1 protein-coding gene is annotated in these 233 nt (G+C 68.2%); it reads left to right on the top strand.

The window, feature by feature from the left end:
- Window positions 1-233: hypothetical protein (locus tag RVY79_RS21720; protein WP_317466698.1), on the top strand; the 233-nt coding region annotated here is incomplete at both ends.

Raw genomic sequence — 233 nt, 5'->3', positions numbered from 1 at the left:
CGCAAGGGGCGACGGCTGCTTCGAGAGAGGGCTTCGGAAGCCCCCTGGTCATTCTCTTCCTGGCGTTCTTGCTCACCGGCCCTGGCCTCAAGGGCTCGGCCCTGATCGAGAGTTCGCGCAGCGGGGCGGTCACCCAGGTCGACAACGTGCCCCTGGTCATGCTGGCCATCCCATCCTTCGGCAGCACGCTCGCCCATGTCGCCTCGGGGCTGGTGCGCACGGCCTTCAGCGCA

The sequence above is a fragment of the Chromohalobacter sp. HP20-39 genome, assembly GCF_033052815.1.
Lineage (GTDB): Bacteria > Pseudomonadota > Gammaproteobacteria > Pseudomonadales > Halomonadaceae > Chromohalobacter.
Note: the sequence above shows the minus strand (reverse complement) of the source record. Positions and strands in the feature narration are given on the sequence as shown.